This is a genomic window from Paenibacillus sp. GCM10027628, assembly GCF_042676385.1.
Taxonomy (GTDB): Bacteria; Bacillota; Bacilli; order Paenibacillales; family NBRC-103111; genus Paenibacillus_E.
Genome location: NZ_JBHTHA010000002.1, coordinates 1,402,969 through 1,426,566, shown reverse-complemented (window position 1 = coordinate 1,426,566; position 23,598 = coordinate 1,402,969). Strand labels below are relative to the sequence as shown.

Sequence of the window (23,598 nt, the reverse complement as noted above, 5' to 3'; positions counted from 1 at the left end):
TGCCTTTTTATTTGAAGGGAATACTCCAAATATTGGTACACAAACTATTTTACTTCATCTGGAATGAAGCGTATTGCTAATATTAGAGTCTCTAGTATACCTTATTTACGACTTTTGTTCTCTAAAGGTTTATGATCCTCAATTAATTACTCCACATTCTTTCAAAAACCGTCTTCTGATTGCATATTCGCATGTTAGTAACCTATTGATGATGCTGTTGAGTAGCAATTGTGCCATGAAGGTGGGTCGACTCATGCTGCCTATTGAATTGGCCTAGGGTTACCCGTTAAGGTGGATCTGCTTATGATCCTCATCGGTTTAACTAAAGGAGGCTTGGACAGCCTCTTATTGCCGAAAAGTATTCTTACCCTAAAAAATAATGCAGTGCGGCATCCAGCTCACCCTGCCAAAATCCCCATAAATGCTTACCAGGCTTCTCGATATAGTGGAGAGTGGCATTTTTATCCTCAAGAAATTGCTTGGTCAGACGGTTTTCTCTGACGAAGTCAAACGTTCCTCGTTCCGTCTTTACATCCGTCTCATCAAGACCGATGAGCATGTACAGCTCCAGCCACGATAAATCGTCCTCCGCTTTCAATCGTTCGCGCGTGATGTCGAAAAATGCGCCGGACAAGGATATAACGCGGCAAAAAAGGCTAGGATAATCTAAGGCGAGGTGCAGGGAAACCGTTCCTCCCAAGGAATCTCCGGCAACGATTCGTTCGGTACGATCGTCCCGGATCGGATAGCGGCTTTCTACATAAGGAAGGAGCTCCTCTGCAAAAAAACGGCAATAGGCATCGTGTCGTTCGCCCTCGGGTGCATACTCGGAAGTGCGAGTGGCTGTGTCCACGTCAACGCCCACAATGATTGCCGGCTCCAAACCATCGTCTAGAATGCAGCGAGTCATTGTTGTTGCGATACGTCCGAAGTTAAAAAATTGCTCCCCATCCTGGCAGTAAATTACAGGGTAGGACAGCAGTTCATTGTATCCTGGCGGAAGAAAGATACGCAGGGGTCGGATTTCACCGAGAACAGCCGAAGCAAGTTCATCTTTCACGATGGTTCTTTTGTAATAACGAGAGTCGTCCAAGGACAGGATCCTCCTTAAAAAGGTGAGGTGTATTATAGCAGTTTGTTAATTTTTGATTAACTGTATTATATATTTTTGAAAACTGTACTATTCATTTGTGTTAAAAAAACTTAGAGTCTTAAAGGAAACTGGTGTACAATTCACAAAAACAGGTTTATAATAATACTATAACAGAAATGTAGCTAGCAGGCATTAAAATCATATATGAGGTGAAAAGGTATGAGTAAGCCACTCGTCAGCCAAGCGAATTATGAAGTAACCACAGAGAAGGTTGAGCCTTTACAGGTTCTTGCTCCAGACGGAACAATTGTCAATCCCGACAAAATGCCTAAACTGAGCGACGATCAATTAAAAGAATTAATGAGAAGAATGGTATTCACACGCGTTTGGGACGAAAGAGCGGTTAATTTGGGCCGTCAAGGTCGTCTTGGCTTCTACGCTCCAGTATCCGGACAAGAAGCATCTATGATCGGTAGTGAATTTGCATTAAATAAAGATGATTTTATTTGCCCGGGTTATCGTGATATGCCGCAGCTCGTATGGCATGGACTTCCGATGTACCAGGCATTTTTGTATTCCCGCGGACACCAGCATGGCGGTCAAATTCCGCAAGACGTTCACGTGCTTATGCCGCAAATCATCATCGGCGCGCAAGTTCTTCATGCGACTGGCGTAGCGATGGCGTTCAAAAAACGCAACCAACCGCGTGTGGCGATTACGTACACAGGCGACGGAGGAAGCTCCGAAGGCGATTTCTATGAAGGTATGAACTTTGCAGGATCTTTCAAACTTCCTGTCATTTACTTTGTTCAAAACAACGGTTACGCCATTACAACGCCTTACGCCAAACAAACAGGAGCGCTTTCCGTTGCTCATAAAGCCGTTGCTGCCGGTATCAAGGGTGTGCAGGTAGACGGTATGGACGTACTGGCCGTTGTTCAAGCCGTTACCGAAGCAGCTGAGAGAGGCCGCAGAGGCGAAGGCGCGACGTTGATCGAAGCTTTAACTTATCGTTACCGTCCGCATTCCATGGCGGATGACACGACAAAATATCGTACCAAAGACGAAGAGGCCGAGTGGGAGCCTAAAGATCCGCTTACGCGCATGCGTATTTTCCTGACCAAAAAAGGTCTGTGGAGCGAAGAGGAAGAAGCTCGCGTGAAGGAAGAAGCGAAAGCGACTGTAGCTGAACACATTAAAAAAGCTGAAGAAACTGAGAAAATGACAGTTGCCGGCTTGATTGACTCTATGTTTGAAAAGACGCCAGCTCATCTTGAAGAACAAAAGCAGGCTTTTAAATAAGCTATTTCACGAATCCAGTTTTTCTTGCGAAAACTTATGGGAGGCACAGACTGTCATGGCACAAATGACGATGATTCAAGCGATAAAAGACGCGATGCGCGTCGAACTGGAAAGAGATCCTAACGTAATTTTGTTCGGGGAGGACGTAGGCCATGTGGGCGGCGTTTTCCGTGCGACGGAAGGTTTGCAAAAAGAATTCGGCGAAGAGCGCGTATTCGATACGCCTCTCGCTGAGTCCGCTATTGGCGGATTGGCCGTAGGTCTTGGTGTACAAGGCTTCCGTCCGATTGCTGAAATTCAATTCGTAGGCTTTATTTACGAAGCTCTCGATCAAATTTGCGTACAAGCTGCTCGCATGCGTTATCGTTCCGGCGGTCGTTACAACTCGCCAATCGTATTCCGTACGCCATTTGGCGGCGGTGTGAAAGCGGCTGAGCTGCATACGGACGCGCTTGAAGGTTTGCTCGTGCAAACCCCGGGCATCAAGGTTGTTGTTCCTTCCAACCCATACGATGCAAAAGGTTTGCTCATTTCCGCGATTCGCGATAATGACCCTGTCTTTTTCATGGAGCATTTGAATTTATACCGCGCTTTCCGCGCTGAAGTGCCGGAAGGCGAATATACAATTGAACTTGGTAAAGCGAATGTGGTTCGCGAAGGTTCGGACGTAACCATTATTACTTACGGCGCTATGGTGCATACTTCCGTTAAAGCGGCTGAGGAAATCGAGAAAACACAAGGCGTAAAAGCTGAAGTTATCGATCTTCGCACCCTGCTGCCGCTCGATATCGACACGATCGTAGCATCCATTAAGAAAACAAACCGTGCGATCATCGTGCAAGAAGCGCAAAAAACGTCCGGCGTTGCCGCAGAGGTAATTGCGCAAATCAATGAAAAAGCAATTTTGCATCTGGAAGCTCCGGTACTTCGCGTTGCTCCGCCGGATACCGTTTATCCGTTCGCGCAAATCGAAGACGCTTGGTTGCCAAGTCCGGCAAGCGTTATTGCAGGCATTAAACAAGTACTCGAATTTTAATTGTCGGTAAAAGGAGGTTATGAACGTGGCATTGTTCCAGTACAAGTTCCCAGAGCTTGGTGAAGGCATACATGAAGGCGAGATCGTAAAACTGCTTGTCAAAGCGGGCGATACCGTTACAGATGAATCCATTTTGATGGAAGTTCAGAACGATAAAGCGGTCGTTGAAGTTCCTTGTCCGGTTGAAGGTAAAATCGTTGAAGTGAAAGTCAAGGAAGGCCAGATTTGCAATGTTGGCGAGCTGGTCATGACGATAGAAGTAACAGGCGAACTGCCTGCAGAATCGATTCACCATGACAGCGGCAGCCATGCTGCGGCTCCTGCGCCAGCAGCAGTAGCGGCAGCACCGGCTCCGGCAGCAGCGCCTGTGGCAGCTGCTGTAGCAGTGGCTGCGCCTAGCAACGGCGCAGTGCGTGAAGTGCTTGCGACGCCTAGCGTGCGCAAGCTCGCAAGAGAGCAAGGCGTCAACCTCGCAGAGGTGACGCCGACAGGCAAGCACGGCCGCGTGACACGCGAGGACGTGCTCGGCTTTAACGGAGCTGGCGCGAGCGCAGCTCCGGCAGCAGCGCCAGCCGCAGCAACCGAGGCGGCTGGAGTGGCGGCACCGTCATCAGTGGCTTCGCAGCAGGTTGTCGTGGGCGATCGCGTCGAAGAACGGATTCCGTTCAAAGGAATCCGCAAAGTGATCGCGAACGCGATGGTCAAATCCGTGTACACAGCTCCGCACGTGACATTGATGGACGAAATCGACGTAACGGCTCTTGTCGCTCTACGTGAGCGCACAAAGCCTCTCGCCGAGAAAAAAGGCGTGAAACTCACGTACCTGCCGTTCATCGTAAAAGCATTGGTAGCAGCTTGCCGTCAATTCCCGGTCATGAACGCGATGATCGACGAAGAGAAACAAGAGATCGTCTACAAAAAGTACTATAACATTGGTATCGCGACAGATACGGACAACGGCTTGCTCGTTCCTGTTATCCATGACGCCGACCGCAAAAACGTATGGTCGATCGCTTCCTCCATCAAGGACCTTGCCGTTCGCGGTCGCGAAGGTAAATTGTCCCCTAACGAAATGAAGGGCGGCACGATCTCTATTACTAACATTGGTTCCGTAGGCGGTATGTTCTTTACTCCGGTCATCAACTTCCCTGAAGTTGCGATTCTGGGGGCAGGACGCATCACCGAGAAGCCTGTCGTGAAAAACGGTCAAATCGTTGCGGCTTCCGTTATGGCACTTTCCTTGAGCTTTGACCACCGCATTGTGGACGGAGCGACAGCGCAAAGCTTCTTGAACTACATTAAGCAGCTTCTGGCTGATCCAGAGCTTCTTGTCTTGGAGGTGTAACAGCATGGTAGTAGGAGATGCTTCTTTAGATATTGACGTGCTGGTGATCGGTGCAGGTCCTGGCGGCTATGTGGCCGCCATCCGCGCCTCTCAACTGGGTAAAAGCGTCTTGATCGTCGATAAATCCGAATGGGGCGGCGTGTGCTTGAACCGCGGCTGTATCCCGTCCAAAGCATTGATTTCCGCAGCACATACCTACGAACACGCACAGCATGCGGACAGCATGGGGATTTCCGTAGAGAACGTGAAGGTCGACTTCGCGAAAGTGCAAGAGTGGAAAAATAGCATCGTGAAAAAACAAACAGGCGGTGTTAGCGCGCTTCTTAAAGGTAACAAGATCCAAACGTTCCAAGGCGAAGTGATGTTCATCAATGAGCACGAAGCCCGTGTGTTCAACGATCAAGAAGCGCCTCGCTACCGCTTCCAGCATTGTATCATTGCGACGGGTTCCCGTCCGATCGAACTGAAGGCATTCCCTTATGGCGGAAGAATTATTTCTTCCACCGAAGCGCTGAACTTGCCTGAAATTCCGAAAAGCATGGTCGTAATTGGCGGCGGTTATATCGGCATTGAATTAGGTCAAACGTTCGCGAAGTTCGGTACGAAAGTAACTGTGCTTGAGGGATCTGACCATGTACTGCCAGGATTCGAGAAAGAAATGACGAAACTGGTGGCACGCAATCTGGAAAAAATCGGCGTAGAGGTTCACACTGAAGCGTTGGCGCAATCCAGCACGAAGAACGAGAATGACGTGACTGTAACCTTCACGGTGAAAGGTGAAGAGAAACAAGTAACAGCCGAGTATGTTTTGGTGACAGTAGGCCGTCGTCCAAACACAGACGGCGAGCTTGGTCTTGACCTGATCAACATGAAGCTGACTGACCGCGGATTGATCGAGGTCGACAACCAGGGCAGAACGAGCATCCCGCATATTTTCGCGATCGGTGATATCGTTCCTGGTCTTGCTCTTGCGCACAAAGCTTCTTATGAGGCAAAAGTGGCTGCAGAAGCGATTGCCGGACTACCAAGTGTAGTTGATTATAAAGCAATGCCGGCGGTTGTGTTCTCTGATCCGGAAATCGCCAGCGTCGGCTTGAATGAAACCGAAGCCAAGGCGCAAGGTTATAATGTAACGATCGGTAAATTCCCTTACGCGGCTAACGGGCGCGCGAACTCTTTGAATGCTGGTCAAGGCTTCGTGAAGCTGGTCGGCGACAAAGAAACAGGCCAACTGCTTGGCGGTCAAGTCGTAGGTCCGGAAGCATCCAACTTGATCGGAGAGCTTGCGCTTGCGATCGAGATGGCGGCTAATTTGGAAGACATCGCGCTTACGATTCACGCACATCCTACATTAACCGAAATGGTTATGGATGCTGCCGAAGGCGCGCTGGGTCACCCGATTCATCAGCTCGGCAAATAATCTCATTTGAAGCAGTTCTATTTAGGAAAAAAAGTCCCGAGAGTTTGGCAGTCATGCCTCTCATCGGGACTTTATTAATTTAATAGAAAGTATCATGTTACCTGAGCCCTTGAGAAGAAAAGCGTGTTGATGGTGCGCTGAGCGCGTCTGCAATGATGTTTTCCATCCTTGCAGACGCGGGGGATATGCGAAGTCGCAACAATTGCGATGTTTTTCATTCTTACAGCGCGCGAATCCTGGGCGCGCGTTGTAGCGCCGACGAGTTGAGAGCGCAGAAACGGCTGAAATGGTGAACGGACCTGAGACGTAGTCAATAGTCTCAGGTCCATTTTTATTTACTCTTTGATCATCGGGTTCTTAATCCCCCTGGACAGCTTGTCTATCGTCTTCTCTACGCGCCCGGTGCGGGTTTCTTCGCGTTTAGCGTCTGTAATCCAGCGGACGTATTCTTTGCGGTTCGTATAGGACAGCGTTTCATAAAAAGCATGCGCTTCAGCATTCTCGCTGAATGCCGCGGCTAAATCGTCCGGTACGATGACGGTTTTATCAGCAGCAGCCGCTTGTGATTTCTCCGCAGTTTCCGCTCGTTTCGCCAAACGTTCGCTGCGCGGCGATTTCACTAACCCGATTGGGCGAAACCGCATCGCCGACCAGGTTTCATCAATGGAGACGAGAGATACGCCCTCAAATTGCAGGTCGGTTACTGTCTGCCAACCGGAATCCCGGTTAATGTCCGTTTTGATTTTGCTCGTTCCTTTGGGGTAATTGATCCAAAGCAGCCCTTCGGGGGTGACAGCTTGAATCGCCAGCGGAGCCAGACTCTGGACTTCGGCAATGTTGTGGACAAATACTTGTACGAAGTCGTAGGTATGGGTGCCCGCCTTTTGTTCAGAAAGCACAACGCCCTCAGGCAGCGGATCCAATTTCTCCAAATATCCTTCCGGAGCATTCATAATCAGCGCCTTCTTGCAGCCGGCTAAGCGCAGCTTTTTGACTAGTTCGTTACTCACTGAATTCCCTCGTTTCGCTTCATTTGTATATGATTCATTGTAAAAGCAGCAAATCCCATTTGTCAAAAAAGAAGGTAATGTGAAAGTTTAAGCGCCGATTCCCTTTTGTTCGACATTTATTGGTTCCAGTTCCCCGTCAATTCCTTTCATGAATGGAGCCAAATAAGCCACCACTGCGGTGAATAGAGGGATTGCGCCTGCTATAGAGAAAAGGAGCGGTAATCCATATGCGCTTGCCAAGGCTCCTCCCATATAACTCCCGGCCGGTTGCAAAGCGCCGCCAACCATGAGTCGGGCAGACATCACACGCCCCCGGAATTCATCGGGAACCAGTTGCGCATAAAGCGATGAACTGAAGGTGCCGAAAAAGGGTCCGCAGGCCCCAAGCATGACGATAAATCCAATGGCTAACGAGAAGGAATGCGTGCCGCTAAGCATCATATAAAGAAGCCCTTGAGCAAAGATGCTGCCAAGCATGGGGATACGGCGTCTTTTTAGATGATTGACGAAAGAAACGAGTATAGAGCCGAGACAAAGCCCGGCTGCCATGGCTGAACTCAGAAGTCCAATTTGTGAAGCGTTTGCATGAAGATTCTGTAGGGCAAAAGGGATCATCATGCCGCCTACGGCAACCGAGCACATGTTTTTAAGCGCGACACAGCACATGATGCCTAGAAGGGCAGGCGCTTTTTTGAAAAAGGCAAGACCATCCCAAAGCTCCCGGTAATACATTCCCGACGACGGAACGGAAACTAGGCGTGTGGAAGTTTGTGCAGGCACCAGAAGTATGCATATGGCTGAGAAAGCAAAGCTAAAAGCATCGATTGCCATTGCCGTAGCAGCGCCTAAAGTTGAAATCACAACGCCGGCTAAAGCTGGACCAAGAATGACGGCCGCATATTGCGTGGAGTCCATAAGGGAATAGCCGCGGACAAGCGATTGTTTGGGGATATAAGAAGGAAGAACAGCCATACTGGCCGGTTGAAAAAGGGCGGAGGCAATTGCATTAATAATCGCCATCGTGAATAACATCCACAGAGGAGCCGTGCCCAAGGCACATAGAACGACCGTAGCGCCAGTCGCTGAAAATCGTACGAAATCTAGTTGCGCCATGAATCGTAACCGATTTAACCGATCTATCAATGGTGCTCCGGCAAAGCGTACAAGCAATTCGGTAATTCCTGCCGTCATCGCCAGTGTTCCCATAATGACCAGGGAACCTGTAGTTGTAAAGACGTACCACTGCAGCGCGAACAGGCCGAAGCAATCGCCGAATGCACTTACGGTTTGAGCGGCAAACAACTTCCAAAAGGCCTTGTTTTTCATCGTCCCCCCTCCCATTGCAAATAGTCATTTAATTTCGCTGTCACTTGGTTCACCGTTTCCTCCCTAAGGGAGTAGGTGACATGACTCGTTCCTTCTGCTGTTACCCGGATGAGACCGGATGCTCGTAGTGCGACAAGATGATGGTGGACAGTGCTTTTGGCCAAGCCGCTGAATTGAACAAGCTCTGTAAAGCTTCTTGCCTGCATGCTCATAAATCTGAGCATCGATAACCGGTTGGGATCAGCCAAGCTGTTCAGTAATCGCTGAAGTGCAGGGTGAGGCAGTACCGAACGGGCTGGCGCAGCGTCGCAAGCATAGAAACAGACGATCATGTGCTTGTAATGGTTGGATGAGTTGGTTGGATGCAGATGGTACTGAGGAATCAGACGAATGACCTGCAAATCGGGCGCAGGGAGTTGGTGAATACCGTTCGTTGCTTCTTCGAACAACGCCTCCGGACTCATCGCAGATACCCATGATTGCTTGGTTTCGGCATCCTGCTTTAAATTTTCCAAGATGATGGGGTCAAGTTTGGAGAAATATTCAGTATCCCACTGACGGAGCAAATGGACGGCCTGTTTTTTTTGATCCAAAATAGTTGCAGGCAGAGATTCTACATGCCTGGCAAGCAAATTCATCATTTCAGGAGGTTGTAGGGCTTCCAGCCAATCCAGAAATGAACGCGTTGTCGTTTTGTCCGGACAAGAACCGATTAATAAATCTAGGCCTGTGAATTGTTCGATGGGGGCATTGTTCAGTTCATGAGACAGAGAGGCGGATAAGCTGCTTTTTACAGATTTTTTCCAATCTGAACCTAAGGCGATGCCTTTTACGGCATTTTTCTTCGCATAGGCAAACAAACTGATGACTAATTCATAGGCAGGACTGTAATCAATCTCAATTTCATAACTCATAGTTGTTCGTCTCCAATCGAACTGATTTTAATTCTATTTTAATTGAACTCAGGAGAATGTCAAATAAAAAAGCTGCCCATGAGCAAGTTGCCCAGGATGCAGCCATTCATGTGTATTGAAATCCTTGATTTAACCGTTCTTTCTTGCAAAATCCTTCATAAATTCGGCAAGTGCCTGACAAGCTTCTACAGGTACCGCATTATAGGCAGAGGCGCGAAGCCCGCCAACACTTCGATGTCCGGCCAGTCCTTCAAAGCCCCCCAGCTCCGACTCCTTTACAAATCTTCGTTCCGTCTCCTCGTCCGCCATCCTCCAGGTGATATTCATATCCGAACGATCCTTCACGTCGATAAGTCCCCTATAATATCCCTCGCTTGCATCGATCACATCATAAATCAGCTTGGCTTTAGCGGCGTTTTGCTGCTCTAGATGATCTACACCGCCATGTTTCTCGGTCCATTTCAGCACGAGATTCATCATATAAATCGAATGAACCGGCGGCGTATTATATAGTGATTTATTTTGAGCGAACGTCTTGTATCGTAAAATTTCAGGAATTTGCTTGGAGCCTTGCTCCAGCCAATCTTTACGGATGATAACAACAGTGACGCCGGCGGGTCCAAGATTTTTTTGAGCTCCGGCGTAAATCATAGCAAATCGACCTATATCAAGCTTCCTGCTCAGCATATCGCTAGTCATATCCGCCACAAGCGGCGTCCTTCCCACATGGGGGATGTCCTTGTATCGTGAGCCTTCAATTGTGTTGTTCAGCGTCATATGCACGTAGGCGGAATCGGGTGCGAGATCAGCTTCCGTAAACTCGGGAATGTTTCTCCAGTGCTGCTCCTTAGAGCTTGCGGCCACCAAGGTGTTCCCCACAAAGGTGGCTTCCTTATAGGCTTTTTCGGCGAAGCTTCCCGTCAAGACATAGTTCGCGGCCTGATTCGCGGGTAAAAAGTTCAACGGCAGAAGGGCGAATTGCGTGCTGGCTCCACCCCCCATGAATAACACTTCGTACCCGTCAGAAATACCTAACAGTCCCAGCAACAACTGCTGAGTCTCTTGATTCAGTTCTTCAACGACCTGGCTCCGGTGAGACATTTCCATAAGCGAAATGCCCTTCCCTTGATAGTCTACGAATTGTTCTTGCGCCTGCTCCAGTACTTCCATCGGCAAAGCAGCAGGTCCGGGGTTAAAATTGTACAGTCGTTTCGTCATTTCAAGTTACCTCCCAAAGTTATGTTGTGAAAACAACAAAAAACGCCCTCATCCGATTGGGACGAGGAGCGTTTGCTCGCGGTGCCATCCAATTTGAGCAACATTCGGATGAATGTTCCTCCACTTGGTTCCGCGGTAACGGGCGGTGCCGGTTAACTTAGAAATGACCGATTTCAGGCCTTCCTTGGCGAAAACGCCTCCGAGTTGGATGCTCATCATAGGCATAATCGAGTATGGATGTTGAGTAGAAGTATATGCGCATTTTGGAAAAAGGTCAAGTCCTGGACAGCCTGATCTTTTTCTATTGGCCAGAAGTAAAAATAGTGCACACTTCCGTAAAAATCGTCAGCGTGAAACGCAGTTCTTGGGCGCTATAGTAATGTTATATCAAATAAATGGGGGGAGCCATCATGTCAAGCGTATTGGAAAAGGCGCAGCCGACCGTTCGGACTAGGGGGCGATTTTGGAACCATCGGAGAAAGGAAGCTTTCTTCGGCTGGATGTTTCTCGCGCCTGAGTTCATCGGCACGCTGCTTTTCGGCATTTTTCCAATTTTGTTCTCGCTGTATTTAAGCTTTAGCGATTGGAATTTGGTGGGCGGCCTGTCAACGATAAAATTCACGGGGCTCGATAATTTCAAAATGCTCTTTGAGGACGACAAGTTCTTAATAGCGCTCAAAAACAATTTTACTTATACCCTCATCGTTGTACCTGTTGGGCTGTTTCTTGCTTTAATTTTGTCGGTGTTGATTCATTCGAGGGTATACGGGCAAAGTTATTTCAAAATCGCGTTCTTCATTCCTTACATTTCGTCGATCATTGCGCTGGGCGCGGTTTGGAGCGCGTTGTACCATCCTTCCCAAGGACCGATCAATCGCTTTCTGGTGAACATCGGCATCACGGAACCTCCCAAATGGCTCGCGGACACGCATTACTCGCTTTATGCCATCATCATTATTGCGATCTGGGCTGCGATCGGTTATCAAATCATTATTTTTATCGCCGGGCTATCTAACATTCCGGACGATCTGTACGAGGCGGCAAGCATGGATGGCGCGACATCGGCTCAGCAATTTTTCCGCATTACGCTGCCGCTGCTGGGCCCGACAACATCATTCTTGTTGATTACGACGCTGATGTCGTCGTTCAAGGTATTTGACCTGATCTCCTTCCTGACGGGCGGAGGACCTAACGATTCTTCAACCGTGCTCGTATACCGCATCTATGAGGAAGGATTTTTAAATTTCCGCATGGGCTATGCATCGGCGATTTCCTGGGTGCTGTTTCTGATTGTCGGGATCATTACAGCCTTTACATGGAAATTTCAAAACAAAAGCAGCTCTGTTTAACAGGGAAAGAAGGTGTTGCGCTTATGAAATCAATTGATGTTTCGAAACTTGTTACCACAGTTATAATGGCTTTATTTTCCGTCGTATTTTTAATTCCGCTCCTTTGGATGGTTTCGGCAGCTTTCAAATATGAAGCGGATGTAATGACGTACCCGATAGAGTGGATTCCAGCACGCATTAACGTCATAGCCAATTTTAAAGAAGTCTGGTTTGGCCGTGTGCCGTTTTCGCTCTTTTATTGGAATTCGTTCAAGCTTTCGGCGATAATGACACTGTGTACGCTTGTTTTTTCATCCATGGCGGCGTATGCGTTTACCAAGATGCAATTCCGAGGTCGTAACGCAGCCTTTCTTCTGCTACTGTCCTGCATGATTATTCCGAATGAGGCGACGCTTGTCCCGCGTTATCTTTTATTGAAATGGCTGCACTTGTATAATACGCATGCAGGTCTTCTTTTTATGGGCATGTTCTCGATTTACTTCACTTTCCTTCTCCGGCAATTCATGCTGGGCATTCATAATGAATACATCGAAGCGGCGAAAATCGACGGTGCGGGGTACTTGCGCATTTATGCCCGGATCATGCTGCCTCTGACTAAACCGATTCTGGCGACGGTGGCGATCATCAAGTTTATTTGGACATGGAACGACTACCAGGGGCCGCTTATTTTCCTGATCAAACAAAAGCTGTTTCCGATTCCGCTCGGCATGCAGCTGTTTAAAAACGATTTTGCCGACAATTATGCGGTGCTGATGATGGCAGCCCTCGCTGCAATCATACCGCTGGTCATTGTTTTCATCGTGATGCAGAAGCAAGTTATTAAGGGAATTGCCATCGGCGGTGTCAAAGGATAAGGTCAAAAAATTGCACAAACTACTCAAAATTGTGCACGGTTCCGTATTCACATCCATTGTATGATGCAAATGTAACCAATTCACCTTATGGGGGTAGTCAAATGAATAAGATACAGAACGTACTTCTTGGAAGCGTAATCATGAGTATGTCGATCTTGAGCGCATGCGGATCGTCATCCGGCACAAATACTAGCAGTCCTGCAGCATCGGCAGGAGCGACTGCGGCAGCATCGGACAAGCCTGCGCAAAATGTAACGATTAAATATTATAATTGGGATAGCGACTCACAAGCAGCGGCAACGAAAAAAATTATCGAAAATTTTCAGGCGAAAAATCCGAACATTAAAGTCGAGTCGATTGCGTTGGTACCAGGGAACTCCGTCGAAAGCTTGAAAAAGCTGGATGTTGCGTTATCCTCCGGCGAACAAGTCGACGTTGTGGCCATGCCTAGCATAGAGGAAGTACTGGCAAGAGCCGGGCAAAACGTGCTCGCTCCGCTGGATGATTTATACGCGAAAGATAACGTGAAGCCGGAAGAGGAGTATTTCATTAATCCTAAGTTCAAAGGCAAGTACTATGCGACGATGATCAATGCCAGCGACTGGTTCGTCATGCTGAATGCCGACGCCCTGAAAGAGGCCAATTTGCCTGTACCTACGTTCGGTTGGACCTGGGACGATTTCCGCGAATATGCGAAAAAGCTGACCAAAGGCGAAGGCAATGATAAGCGCTACGGAGCTTACTTCCATAGTTGGGGCGAATACGTGAACCCGATCGTATACACGGATAAGAAAAATCCATATCTGAAAGATGACTTGAAGCCGCAATTTGATGATCCTAGCTTCAACTATTACTTCAATCTCCGCCGCACGATGGAAAAGGATGACAAATCCGTTAAATCGCTGGCTGATGTGATCGGAGCGAAGTTGAATTACGCAAATGAGTTTGGTACCGGTAAAGCAGCTATGATGATGACGGCTACATTCAATATCCCCAACGTCTTGAATACGGAGAAATATCCGCATACGTTCAAAACGGTGTTCGCTCCGCTGCCGCGTTCTTCCAAAGATGCGCCGAACGGTCTGACGAATATCGGCGGCAACTATATGGCGGTTGCGGCAAATTCCAAAAACAAAGAGCAAGCGTACCAGTTCATCCGTTATATGTCGACAGAACAAGAGGCGCGAATCGAATTATCCGGTTGGAGAAAAGCGGACTCCACAGCTGTTATTGAACGTCTATATGGCGCGAAAAAAGATCTGGTTGACATTCCGTCATTGACTTCAACATTAAATGACAAGCAAGTGAAAACATCTTTCTCCTCTGACATTGCCATTACATACGGGGCTCAATTGAAGAAAGTGATGGAGAACGGGTTCTCCAAATTTATTTTGGATAACGTATCCATTGCAGATACGCAGAAATGGATGCAAGATGAAGCGGATAAAGTGATTAAAACAGCAGCGAAATAAACGATGAATAAGAAGGGGTAGGGCTAAATGGCCTTATCCCTTTGTCAATGTGCAGCCGCTCCTTTTATAATAGAAAGACACATTTCGTTTGGGGGATAGGAGGGGATATGCATGATTCCAAAGTTTCGGTCTTCCTTTTACCGGCGCATCCAGATATCCTTTCTCCTGCTGATATTGCTGCCGACAGCTCTTGTTGCTTTCTTCAATTACACGACGACGAACCGCGATGTGAAAGAAAAGATTACGCTCAGCAATGAATCGGTGCTTGCCGTGATGGGCAAGGATCTCAATAAAATGATCGATGATTTGACGTATGCTTCGAACTTTTTTGTACAGGACTCGAATGTGAGACTGCAATTGCGCAGTTTTGCTGATGTGAAGGCGATTGACAGTTACGCGAATCTGAAAAGTTATCAGCAAATCAAAGATTTTTTCAGCTTCGTTACCGCTAAAACGATGAACCGGGAAATCATCATGTTTTTGGCGAATCGGTCGGATTTCATTACGCAGTCTGTAGATAGTTACGAACCGGATGGGATTATTTATGACTGGAATCAAGTTAAACCGCGTGTTGATTTTGATGAACCCAAATTCATTCAATGGCTGGGTCTGGTGGATAGCAAGGATCAGCAAGGGCGAATTTACTATATGTCCCGCGTTCTGCGCGATCCTGATGATAATGAGCTTCTAGCCACACTGCTTATAGGTATACCGGAATCTTATTTCACTAAGTTTTTTGGACAAGCACCTTCCGGTGAGCTGAGTCTTTTTGATGCAAATGGGAATCTTATCGCAGGAAACGCGAATATCCCTTTTGAGCGCAAGGCGGCGGATCAGAGCAATATTCGAAACGAGATTATGATTGACAAAGCGGGCTGGAAGCTCGTATATGAGACTCCTAGCTCGCAGGTAACTGGCCAAATTTCGCGGACGTTTTATATATCGCTGCTTATCATTTTGCCCTTTTTCATTTTATTCTGGCTAATCTCGTTTTTCATTGCCCGGCGGCTGTATCGGCCAGTCCGACTTTTACAGCGTGGTGCCCGGCAGTTTGGCGAAGGCAACCGTTCGGTCCGCTTTCAAGCGGAGGGTAAAGACGAGATGGCGGAACTTGGCCGGACGCTGAATGAAATGCTCGATCAGATCAATGCCCTCATCATCAACATCGAGCAGGAGCAAGAGCAGAAGCGGGTTATGGAGCTGCAGGCATTGTTCGCCCAGATCCGGCCGCATTTTCTGCTGAATACGCTGAATTCGATCAAATGCAATCTTTCACTGGAAGGGGATGCCTTGCATAGCGGGCAGATCGATGCGCTCATGAGCATGCTCCGAGCCTACATGCGAATTAATGAACCGGCCACATTAGAGAGTGAGTCCAAGCTGCTTGTTCACTATGTGGATATTATGAAAATGCGCAGTGATTTGGATGTGGAGCTGCAGATCACGCTCGCTGATGAAGTGACTGACAAGGAAGTGCCGAAGCTTCTGCTGCAGCCGATCGTGGAGAATGCCATCGTACACGGCTTTGCCGATATGGACTCGGACCTGCGAATTATGCTTACGGCTTTTGAGACGAACGGGATGCTGGAGATTCGTATAGCGGATAACGGCAAGGGCATCCCGCAGAATAAGCTTCAACAACTAAATGAACTCCTGGAACAAGGAGAGGGAGCGCATCAAGCTTCTTACAAAAGAATCGGGCTGATCAATGTGCTGCAAAGGCTGCGTCTTACTTACGGTCCCTCCACGACGATGCGATTGGAAAATAGAACGGGAGAAGGAACGGCTGTATGTCTGCGAATTCCGTTATAAAGTTTGTTCATGCGGATTGGAGGAAGGATATGTTCAAGGTTATGCTCGTCGACGATGATGTGCCCATGATGAAATATGTGACCAAATTGATCGATTGGGATGCGCTTCGATTATCGCTGGTCGGTTCTGCCCAATCCGGCGTCAAAGCTCTGGCTTTGTTTCGCGAACATCAGCCTGACCTGGTCATCACCGACATCGGTATGCCACAAATGGATGGGATGGAATTGGCGGTTGAGCTGCAAAAGCTGAAACCTGACGTCAAGATCATGTTTCTGACTTGTCATGAAGAGTTTCATTATGCGCGCAAGGCACTGCAGCTGTCAGCCGAAGATTATTTGATAAAAGATGAATTGACGGCGCAGCAATTAGAAACAGCCTTGAAAAAAACGTTACAGACACTTTTGGCTGATAAAGAACGTTTAGAGGAGCTTACGTATAAGCAGGATATTTTAAAACATAGGGAGACCTGGAAAGCACAATTTTGGACGCAATTGCTGGCAGGTGCCTCTAATGAGATCATCCATAACCAGGGTGCCCGGCTAGGGATAGAGTGGAAACTGCCCCATTTCGTTGTGGCTGTGGGCAATCTGCAGTACAGATCTTTTCCAAAGAAGTATTGTTATTCGGATATATCGCTACTGTTATATGCCATTTCCAACATTTCCGAAGAATTGCCACTGGAAGGGTTCACGATAACGACGCTCATCGATAAGGAAACTCGTCTGATTGCCATAGCCAATTTCCAGAACGATCTCAGCCGAAATGCGGTTGAAGATTTGGACAAGCACCTGTCTAAGCTGAAAAACAAAATTGCCGAATATTTGAATATTGATGTGGTTTTCAATTTCGGTGCCACTTTCAAAGGCATTGAGAACATTCAAAGCCAGTACCGCTTACTGATGCAGAGGGAACGTTTGATGTTCTATGAAGAAGTTTCTGATGTCCCGAGATTACCGGATGAGAACAGTGTTTGGAACCCGGATGTGATGGGCATTCTCGGTGGGGAGTGGCAGCGGCTCGAGGAAGCGACGAAGAATGGGGACGACAGCCTCGTTATGGAAAGTCTGGAGTCGCTTGAGGCTAAAGCGGAAACTTACAGATTAGACCCAGACGAGCTACTGAGCAAAAGTTCGCAATGGATACGCCATATCGAGCTTCAATTTAACCAGACAAGCGACGATGCCTTCCATCGCTGCCTATTGAATTGCAGCCGGTGGACGGAGGCGAAGGAACTTCTCGAACATAAAGTTCATACGCTGCTAGGCAGCGGTACGGTTGCGTGGATCGAGAAGAAGCCGAAGCTTCAGCTCATCGATCAATACATCTCGGACCACTTGTCAGAGAACATTTCTTTAGTCGATATCGCGAACTACTTATTTCTGAATCCGAGTTACTTCTCCCGTTACTTCAAACAGGAGTCAGGCCTCAATTTCACGGATTACATGCACCGTTACAAAATGAAAATCGCCTGCAAGCTGCTAAAAGAAAAGCAGCATAGTACCGAAATCATTGCGCTGAAGCTGGGTTATATGGAGCGGACATATTTCTCCAAAGTGTTTAAGAAATACATCGGCGTAAGCCCGAAGGATTATCGGTGAGACTTCGTGAGCGCGGAGTTTCCGGCGCTGTAAGACCCAAAAAGGGCGCTACAGCTGGCGCCGAGCCCGCATGGGCGGGAGCGCGAACAAAAAAAGTGGTTGAGCAGGGAGAATTCTCCCGCCTCAACCACTTTTTCGTGTTACTTCACCGTTTTGTTATAAGCGGCGATTTTTTCCGTGATGCTCTTTGCAGCTCCGTCCAGCGCATCTTTTGGCGCTTTTTTACCAGTCAGCGCTTCTTCAATGGCGCCTTCCACGATTTGGCGGGCTTCCGGGAACACGCCCATCACAGCGCCTTGCGTCGCTTTGTTCGGTTTCGTAGCATGAAGCTGGTCAACCGCAGTTTGGAATTGCGGATACTTGGCCAGGTTATCTTTGACAAGCTGCTCGTCATACGCTTTTTTCGTGATTGGGAAGTATCCTGTGTTTACATGCCAGTAAGCTTGCGTTTGCGGAGTCGTCAAAAATTTGATGAACTCCCAAGCGCCTTTTTGCTCGGCTTCGGACTTATTGTTTAAGATATACAAGCTCGCTCCGCCTACGACAACGCCGCCGTCCTTGGCATCAGCCGGTTTCGGCAGAAACGCGGTCCCTACTTGGAATTTGCCATCCGCACCAGACACGATACCGCGCAGGGAAGCTGTGGAATCCAGTGTCATCGCAACTTGACCGGCTAAGAAAGCTTTCTTCGTATCGTCTGTCTTGCGTCCAAGGTTTACAGAAGTTTTGTTGTCGACCATTTCTTTCCACCATGTCAACGTTTTTACGCCGGCATCGCTGTTTACTTGTGATTCTGTGGCAGCGGCTGTACGACCGTTTCCGTTGTTGAGGTATTCAGCGCCTTGATTGGCGAAGAATTGCTCCATAAACCAGCCGTAAATGGCAAAGGAAGAACCGGATTTACCGTCTTTGCTAAGCGCCTGAGCGGCTTTGGCTACGTCTTCATACGTGGTCGGCGGTTTTTCAGGATCAAGACCTGCGGCTTTAAACATATCCTTGTTATAGTAAAGAATCGGGTTCGAGGTGTTGAAAGGCATGGAATAGAGTTTGTTATCAACTTTATAATAGTTCAAAATGTTGTCTTCAAGCTGAGACAGGTCGAATTTGTCAGCATCAATGAATGTTTGCATCGGTGTAATCGCCTTGGAGTCGATCATGAAACGGCTGCCGATTTCGTATACTTGAATGAGAGATGGGCCGCTTTTCGTATCCATGGAAGCTTTCATTTTGTTTAAGCTTTCGTCGTATGTACCTTGGAATACGGCTTCGACTTGAACGTCTTTATGAGAAGCGTTGAAATCCGTAACAAGCTTATCCACGGCTTTGCCGAGCTCGCCGCTCATCGAGTGCCACCAGATGACTTTGACAGGTTCAGCAGATTTCTTTGTATCTGCCTTTGCTTCAGCAGTAGGGTTGGCAGAGGTGAATGCGGAACTTGATGTCGTTTTGTCAGCAGTACCGCATGCGCTGGTCAGCAGCATAACGAGCGCTGTCATCGCGATCGCGGAGCTTTTCATTTTTAACGATTTCATTTTTTGGTTTCTCTCCCTTTTCATTTGTTTAATCTATGGTAACCGGCTCCAGTGGAGTCCCGGAGCGGTAATGCCATCGTGCAGTTGAAATTTAACCTTTCACAGCGCCGGCCGTTAGGCCGCGTACAAGCTGCTTTAATCCAAGAACGAGTAGCAGCAGCGATGGCAGCAGCACAATGGTCACACCTGCCAACACCAGGTTCCACACCGTTAATTCTTCGAACTGGAGCATGGCGATGCCGATCTGCACCGTTCTCATCTTTTCGCTGTTTGTGATAAGCAGCGGCCACAGATACATGTTCCATGAGCTAAGGAACGCATACACGGCTAATGTTGCAAGCGCAGGGCGTGAGAGCGGCAGCACGATACGCAGGAAGCAGCGAATGTGCCCGCAGCCGTCGATTCTGGCCGCTTCGAACAGCTCGCGAGGCAGCTGGAGGAAAAATTGGCGAAGCAAAAACGTGCCGAAAGCAGTCGCCAGAAAAGGAACCGTCAAGCCCTGCATGCTGTCGAGCCAGCCCCATTTTTTCACGGTCAAATAGTTAGGAATAATCGTGACTTCCCATGGAATCATCATGGTCGCCATGAACAGGGCGAAGACAATGGCCTTGCCTTTGAAACGGATATTGGCAAATGCATAGGCAGCCATACTGGAGGTGATCAGTTGTCCAACCATGATGATGATGGAAACGATCAGGCTATTCGTCATAAATGTGGTGATGGGCACCAGCTTAAAGACAGCAAGAATACTGCCTAGATAGAAACTCCCTGGCCAGAAACGTGGCGGATAGGCCGATGCTTCGTCGGGTGTCATGAAAGTAGCTGTGAACGTGTAGAAGATGGGATATAGAATAAGTGCGGCCAAAATTGTCAAAAGGACATATACAAGCGTGTTTTGCAGCCGATTGGTCATTGATAATGCACATTCCTTTCGAAAGCTTTGAATTGTACGATGGTAAGCAGGAGGATGATCGCGAAAAGCACAAGCGCCTGCGCGCTACCCGTCCCGAATCGGAAGTTGATAAAAGCGTCCTGATACAAGGAATAAACGAGCACATCCGTTGAGTCCACCGGTCCGCCTTTGGTCAAAATATGAATTTGGCCGAAGGACTGAAAGGCGCCAATGATGGAAACGATGGTCACGAAGAAAACGGTCGGCGATAACAGCGGCATGACAATTTGTACGAACGTGCGAAAAGGCCCGGAGCCATCGATCTTGGCGCTGTCGTAGATTTCATCCGGGATGCTCTGCAGGCCGCTGAGCAGGACGATATAATTGAAGCCGAGATTCATCCAAACCGTCATCATCGAAACGGAGAGCAGGGCCCATCTTGGGTCGGTCAGCCAAGCAACCGGTTCTAAGCCGAGCAGGCTGAGTAAATAGTTCAGCATGCCGACGCTGGGATGGAACAACATCATCCAGATAACCGCTGAAGTGCCTACGGACAAGACGACCGGCAATGAGAAAACGAATTGAAAGATGCGCATGCCCTTTAACCGATTATGCGTTAGCGCTGCGAGCAGCAGGGCAAGTGCGATGCCGGTAGGGACGGTTAGCAGCGTGAACACGCCGGTAACCTCAAGGCTTTTGTAGAATCGTTCTGAAGTGAAGATGGCAGCGAAATTGTCGATGCCTACGTATCCGGCGACCCGACCGCGCGGATCGGTCTCGTGGACGCTAAGATAAACGGATTGAAACAGAGGGTAAAACAGAAAGATGATGAAGAGCACAAGAGATGGAGCAAGAAAAAAGTAGCCCATTAGCGTTTCTGTCCATGTTTGAGCGGACAGCGATCTGGACTTACGTTTAAGCTTAAGGGTTGGTTTGACAGAAACAGATAACGGTAAATCTTTGTCCAGCGTATTCATTGGAAAATCCTCCACAAACGGTATTTGACTAGTCTTACCGCTCTAGCATAGCGATGTTTCATTTGACCAGTGTTAAATTAATGTGGATTAATTGTTGATTTTTCATTGTTCTTTACATATTTTTTATCAAAATGAACTGGGCAAAAAAGAAAGGCTTCCTTTATAATTTGATATATCCATAGGAAAACAAGTTAGGAGAGTTGTCGATGAACGGAAATAAGCCAATCATTATCGGACACCGGGGTGCAGCGGGCGAAGCGCCTGAGAACACTTTGGCTTCTTTTGCTCTTGCTCTGGAGCAAGGCGCTCAAGGTATAGAGCTGGATGTACATATTACGAAAGACGGCGAAATTGTCGTTTGCCATGACTATACACTCGATCGGACAACAAGCGGCTCTGGTCTTATATGCGAACAAACATGGGAAGAGATCAGGCGCTTGGATGCAGGAGCTTGGTTCGCTGAAGCATTCCGCGGGGAGCGGGTACCGCTGCTGCGCGAAGTGTTTGATTTGGTGCCTGCGGGGATCTTGATCAACGTTGAGGTTAAGCATGCTTATGAAGGCCGCATGGAGCAAGCACTGCTGGCTTTTCTGCGCGAAAGCGGCAGATTGGATGACGTGGTCATCTCTTCGTTCGACCACAAGTGCATTCGCCGCATGAAACAGGCGGAACCGGCAGCCAAAGTGGGCCTGCTGTATGCGGCAAACCTGGTCGATCATGCTGCTTATGCGCAGCAGACCGGCGTCGATGTGTTCTCGCTGCACCCGCACTTTCATTCCATCGACAAAGGCGATGTGGATGGAGCTGCTGCAGGCGGGCTTGCCGTGTACCCTTACACAGTGAATCAGGAGGAAGATTACCGCCAGATGATCGCGTTTGGAGTGACGGGGATTATTACGGATTTTCCGGGACGGTTAAGGGAATTGTTGAAATAAGAGCCGATCGTGAGATTTATTTTAAAAACAGCCTTCAACGCCACTGAAAAGTGGAATTGAAGGCTGTTTTTAATGGATGGATTTACACGCAAAAGGACCGTTTTTAGCCTGTAAGATGGCTTTAAACGGTCTGCTCCTGACGATTTTTTTGAAACATTCAAATAGATGGAAAATGTCACGTTAATTTCTCCGGATCCATTTTTTTCCGACGTATAACGGGAAATCCTCCCGCTAATTTCCAACATAGGGGAGTTTATTCTGGCACAATGGCCGATTAGCGGGATATTTTCCAGTTATTCTTAGATATCCACCATATCAGGTTCAAATAACCGGAGGTTTTCCAGTTATTTCGGCAACTTATCATCTCCAAGTTTCTGCGGACCTCTCACTACAGTTAGCGCGGCGGGCACAACTTCAATGTGCAGCGGCGTCGAGCCCGCAAATTCTCCATCTGCTTGAATCAGCAAAGGATGCCCGGTTCGAAGTCGAATCGAGGTCCCTTTGTAAAAAGAAACCGCAGGATGACGCGCATGCTTCCCTTGATATACTGTGAAAAGAATCGGCAGCAACCGGAAACGGCTGCGGCTTTGAATGACGACGACGTCAGCCTGCCCATCGTGCGGAGATGCGGTGGGACAGATTTGAATGGACCCGCCATAAAAAGGAATATTCATTACCGCAGCAAGCCACATATCAGGCAGCTCATGAACGGCGCCATCTACCTCTAACCATGCCATGCCAGGCTTATACTGAAGAAATACCCGAAGAATTGTGATGAAATAAGCGAGTTTCCCGAGTCCAATCCGGTTCAAAAGCTTCTTATATAAGGCTTCGTTAGTAAGTTTCGCTACCATTCCATCAAACCCCGCGCCGATGCTGTTCACAGCAATCATCCCGTCCGCAGTATGCAGCAGATCGATTAGCACGCAATTATCGTCGGAAAGCGCAGTTTCCAGCGCTTGCATGGGATCAGTAGGAATTCCGTAAGCTTTGGCAAAGTCGTTTCCGGTTCCAGCCGGAATGACGGCAAGCTTGCATATAGTACCGCTTCTGCGAGTTGCTCGCCATAATCCATTCGCGGCTTCATGTATCGTACCGTCTCCGCCGATGACGATAAGCTTCCTAAGGCTGTTCTCACTGACCTGTCGAGCTGTCAATTCGTCCGCCTCTCCGGCTTTTGAAGTCATCACAGCGATATGCGGAATGGAGCGTCTCTGCAGGCTATCGCGTACTTCTCTCCATATGTCAGATCCTCTTCCATCACCCGAACGCGGGTTCACGATGATACCGATCATTTTTATCTCCTCAGCTGTTCGTATTTTCTATTAATTGGAATAATTTAACGGTTGGCATTTCCTTTAAGGGATTGGCATTTGTCGATATTTGTCTTTACAGGAAAGTCACGTTTTTGTAAAATAAACCATAGGTAAATTATTGGAATGTGATGTTAGATATTATGTCACCAAATTTACTGGGAGAGCTGGTTTACTTTCGTACAGGGCTAGACAGACAC

General features: G+C 48.1%; 20 protein-coding genes. 10 read left to right on the top strand and 10 right to left on the bottom strand.

Annotation, left to right across the window (positions count from 1 at the left end):
• Nucleotides 1–364 precede the first annotated feature (364 nt).
• The gene (locus ACFQZT_RS06930; protein ID WP_379297878.1) at nt 365–1,093 is read right to left on the bottom strand and encodes an alpha/beta hydrolase; all 729 of its coding nucleotides are present in this window, start codon (nt 1,091–1,093) and stop codon (nt 365–367) included.
• Nucleotides 1,094–1,312: 219 nt separating this feature from the next.
• Between ACFQZT_RS06930 and pdhA the strand changes: the two genes are divergently transcribed.
• The 4 genes from pdhA to lpdA are packed head-to-tail and all read left to right on the top strand — an operon-like array spanning nt 1,313 to nt 6,196.
• Nucleotides 1,313–2,395, top strand: a complete 1,083-nt coding sequence (gene pdhA, locus ACFQZT_RS06925) for a pyruvate dehydrogenase (acetyl-transferring) E1 component subunit alpha (RefSeq protein ID WP_379297876.1) — start codon at nt 1,313–1,315, stop codon at nt 2,393–2,395.
• 55 nt (nt 2,396–2,450) lie between these two features.
• Entirely contained in the window at nt 2,451–3,431 is a 981-nt protein-coding gene (locus ACFQZT_RS06920) for an alpha-ketoacid dehydrogenase subunit beta (protein WP_188175560.1), read from the top strand.
• Nucleotides 3,432–3,456: 25 nt separating this feature from the next.
• Nucleotides 3,457–4,776 carry a dihydrolipoamide acetyltransferase family protein gene (locus ACFQZT_RS06915; RefSeq protein WP_379297873.1) on the top strand — a complete coding sequence of 440 codons (1,320 nt, stop codon included), beginning with the start codon at nt 3,457–3,459 and terminating at the stop codon, nt 4,774–4,776.
• Between the two features lie 4 nt (nt 4,777–4,780).
• The gene (gene lpdA, locus ACFQZT_RS06910) at nt 4,781–6,196 is read left to right on the top strand and encodes a dihydrolipoyl dehydrogenase (protein WP_379297871.1); all 1,416 of its coding nucleotides are present in this window, start codon (nt 4,781–4,783) and stop codon (nt 6,194–6,196) included.
• A gap of 335 nt (nt 6,197–6,531) precedes the next feature.
• Here the strand turns inward: lpdA and ACFQZT_RS06905 are convergent, their stop codons facing one another.
• The 5 genes from ACFQZT_RS06905 to ACFQZT_RS06885 form a co-directional block, all read right to left on the bottom strand.
• A complete protein-coding gene (locus ACFQZT_RS06905) occupies nt 6,532–7,206 on the bottom strand; it encodes a YdeI/OmpD-associated family protein (RefSeq protein ID WP_379297869.1) in 675 nt (224 codons plus the stop codon).
• Between the two features lie 87 nt (nt 7,207–7,293).
• Nucleotides 7,294–8,532, bottom strand: coding sequence for an MFS transporter (locus ACFQZT_RS06900; RefSeq protein ID WP_379297867.1), 1,239 nt, complete (start codon nt 8,530–8,532; stop codon nt 7,294–7,296).
• Entirely contained in the window at nt 8,529–9,446 is a 918-nt protein-coding gene (locus ACFQZT_RS06895; RefSeq protein ID WP_379297865.1) for an ArsR/SmtB family transcription factor, read from the bottom strand. The genes ACFQZT_RS06900 and ACFQZT_RS06895 overlap by 4 nt, the downstream gene beginning before the upstream one ends.
• A 129-nt stretch (nt 9,447–9,575) precedes the next feature.
• Nucleotides 9,576–10,664, bottom strand: coding sequence for a 3-phosphoserine/phosphohydroxythreonine transaminase (gene serC / locus ACFQZT_RS06890; RefSeq protein WP_379297863.1), 1,089 nt, complete (start codon nt 10,662–10,664; stop codon nt 9,576–9,578).
• 48 nt (nt 10,665–10,712) lie between these two features.
• Nucleotides 10,713–10,883: a hypothetical protein gene (locus tag ACFQZT_RS06885; RefSeq protein WP_379297861.1), complete on the bottom strand. Its 171-nt coding sequence runs from the start codon at nt 10,881–10,883 to the stop codon at nt 10,713–10,715.
• Between the two features lie 191 nt (nt 10,884–11,074).
• Between ACFQZT_RS06885 and ACFQZT_RS06880 the strand changes: the two genes are divergently transcribed.
• From ACFQZT_RS06880 to ACFQZT_RS06860, 5 genes are all read left to right on the top strand, one after another.
• Complete coding sequence (locus ACFQZT_RS06880) at nt 11,075–12,013, top strand: carbohydrate ABC transporter permease (protein ID WP_379297859.1); 939 nt, start codon at nt 11,075–11,077, stop codon at nt 12,011–12,013.
• Nucleotides 12,014–12,036: 23 nt separating this feature from the next.
• Nucleotides 12,037–12,867, top strand: coding sequence for a carbohydrate ABC transporter permease (locus ACFQZT_RS06875; RefSeq protein ID WP_379297857.1), 831 nt, complete (start codon nt 12,037–12,039; stop codon nt 12,865–12,867).
• Nucleotides 12,868–12,968: 101 nt separating this feature from the next.
• Nucleotides 12,969–14,339: an ABC transporter substrate-binding protein gene (locus ACFQZT_RS06870; protein WP_379297855.1), complete on the top strand. Its 1,371-nt coding sequence runs from the start codon at nt 12,969–12,971 to the stop codon at nt 14,337–14,339.
• Nucleotides 14,340–14,450: 111 nt separating this feature from the next.
• On the top strand, nt 14,451–16,151 hold the full coding sequence (locus ACFQZT_RS06865; protein ID WP_379297853.1) for a sensor histidine kinase: 1,701 nt from the start codon (nt 14,451–14,453) through the stop codon (nt 16,149–16,151).
• A 29-nt stretch (nt 16,152–16,180) separates the two neighbouring features.
• On the top strand, nt 16,181–17,749 hold the full coding sequence (locus ACFQZT_RS06860) for a response regulator (protein WP_379297851.1): 1,569 nt from the start codon (nt 16,181–16,183) through the stop codon (nt 17,747–17,749).
• A 140-nt stretch (nt 17,750–17,889) separates the two neighbouring features.
• On the opposite strand, the gene ACFQZT_RS06855 is transcribed toward ACFQZT_RS06860, so the two are convergent.
• The 3 genes from ACFQZT_RS06855 to ACFQZT_RS06845 form a co-directional block, all read right to left on the bottom strand.
• Nucleotides 17,890–19,281, bottom strand: coding sequence for an ABC transporter substrate-binding protein (locus ACFQZT_RS06855; protein ID WP_379297849.1), 1,392 nt, complete (start codon nt 19,279–19,281; stop codon nt 17,890–17,892).
• Between the two features lie 91 nt (nt 19,282–19,372).
• Nucleotides 19,373–20,194, bottom strand: coding sequence for a carbohydrate ABC transporter permease (locus ACFQZT_RS06850; protein WP_379297846.1), 822 nt, complete (start codon nt 20,192–20,194; stop codon nt 19,373–19,375).
• A complete protein-coding gene (locus tag ACFQZT_RS06845; protein WP_379297997.1) occupies nt 20,191–21,042 on the bottom strand; it encodes a carbohydrate ABC transporter permease in 852 nt (283 codons plus the stop codon). The genes ACFQZT_RS06850 and ACFQZT_RS06845 overlap by 4 nt, the downstream gene beginning before the upstream one ends.
• A 314-nt stretch (nt 21,043–21,356) precedes the next feature.
• On the opposite strand from ACFQZT_RS06845, the gene ACFQZT_RS06840 reads away from it, so the two are divergent.
• Nucleotides 21,357–22,085, top strand: coding sequence for a glycerophosphodiester phosphodiesterase (locus ACFQZT_RS06840; RefSeq protein WP_379297844.1), 729 nt, complete (start codon nt 21,357–21,359; stop codon nt 22,083–22,085).
• Between the two features lie 344 nt (nt 22,086–22,429).
• On the opposite strand, the gene ACFQZT_RS06835 is transcribed toward ACFQZT_RS06840, so the two are convergent.
• Nucleotides 22,430–23,380, bottom strand: coding sequence for a diacylglycerol/lipid kinase family protein (locus tag ACFQZT_RS06835; protein WP_379297842.1), 951 nt, complete (start codon nt 23,378–23,380; stop codon nt 22,430–22,432).
• Nucleotides 23,381–23,598 lie beyond the last annotated feature (218 nt).